General features: G+C 57.6%; 2 protein-coding genes. One reads left to right on the top strand and one right to left on the bottom strand.

Annotated features, from left to right (window positions below; translation table 11 throughout):
* Nucleotides 1–145: 145 nt before the first annotated feature.
* Nucleotides 146–460: a hypothetical protein gene (locus AB4Z11_RS32110; protein WP_442030282.1), complete on the bottom strand. Its 315-nt coding sequence runs from the start codon at nucleotides 458–460 to the stop codon at nucleotides 146–148.
* A 90-nt stretch (nucleotides 461–550) separates the two neighbouring features.
* Between AB4Z11_RS32110 and AB4Z11_RS32105 the strand changes: the two genes are divergently transcribed.
* Nucleotides 551–1,221 (top strand): radical SAM protein (locus AB4Z11_RS32105; protein WP_442030280.1); only part of this gene is annotated, 671 nt, incomplete at its 3' end.

The raw sequence follows: 1,221 nt of genomic DNA, 5'->3' as shown, positions 1-1,221 counted from the left end.
GCCAAGCTGTCTCAAGCGAACATTAATCAATCTCAACGATATGCAATGTTTCGCCTAAAATCTTGACAACAAAGCCATTTCAACACAGGGAAACATCCTGTGGCGCACGAAAGAACTGTGGGGAAATTGTTACAAATACAGCGGCTTATGCCGTGACATTGACATTGCTGCCGGGCGCCGGGGTTCCGGGACCGCTGCGGTTCTCGTTAGCGCTCTGCGAACGCAATTGCTGAAGGGTCAGAAAGTCCTGCTGTTCCGTCTGCTGTGCCTGCTCGCTGCGGCGGGTTTCCTGCAACTGAGTCCGCTCCCGCTCTGCGCGCTGCAGCTGCTGGTCGCGCTGCTGCTGTTCCTCGATCCGTTGCTGACGCTGTTCTTCCAGACGGCGCTGTGCCGCCGCATCATTGGTTTGCTGCAGCAGATTGGCGGCGTTGGTGCTGCTGTTGACGGAATTCACAGGCATGGCAGGCTCCAGAGAGAAGTTGCTCTTTTTACTCTAGGGCGCACTTCCCCCAATTTCAAGGGCGTTCCCGATTTACGGTAAACTTCCACTATGCAGAAAAAAGTATTTATCAAGACCTTCGGCTGCCAGATGAACGAGTACGACTCGGACAAGATGGCAGACGTACTCGGCGCGTCCGACGGACTGGTACGCACCGACTCCCCGGAAGAAGCCGACGTTATCCTCCTGAACACCTGTTCCGTGCGCGAAAAAGCGCAGGAGAAGGTGTTTTCCGACCTGGGTATCTTCCGCAAGCTGAAAGAAGCCAAGCCTGAATTGCTGATCGGCGTCGGCGGCTGCGTTGCGTCGCAGGAAGGCGATGCCATCGTCAAGCGCGCGCCGACGGTCGATCTGGTATTCGGCCCGCAGACCTTGCACCGCTTGCCGAAGATGATCGAACTGCGCCGCCACAGTGGCAAGCCGCAAGTCGACATCAGCTTCCCGGAAATCGAAAAGTTCGACCACCTGCCGCCGGCCCACGTGGAAGGGGCGTTCGCTTACGTCTCCATCATGGAAGGCTGCAGCAAATACTGCTCCTATTGCGTGGTGCCCTACACCCGCGGCGAGGAAGTATCGCGCCGCTTTGAAGACGTGCTGACCGAAGTCGCAGGCCTGGCCGCGCAAGGCGTGAAGGAAATCATGCTGCTTGGGCAGAACGTGAACGCCTTCCGCGGCGCCACCGAAGACGGTGAGGTTGCCGACTTCGCCATGCTGATTGAGTA

This window comes from Pseudoduganella sp. RAF53_2, assembly GCF_052113985.1.
Classification (GTDB): Bacteria; Pseudomonadota; Gammaproteobacteria; order Burkholderiales; family Burkholderiaceae_D; genus Rugamonas.
Note: the sequence above shows the minus strand (reverse complement) of the source record. Positions and strands in the feature narration are given on the sequence as shown.

What these genes read in the sequence shown, in the direction of transcription:
- AB4Z11_RS32110 (WP_442030282.1), bottom strand. Translation starts at nt 460, where the DNA reads ATGCCTGTGAATTCCGTCAACAGCAGCACCAACGCCGCCAATCTGCTG.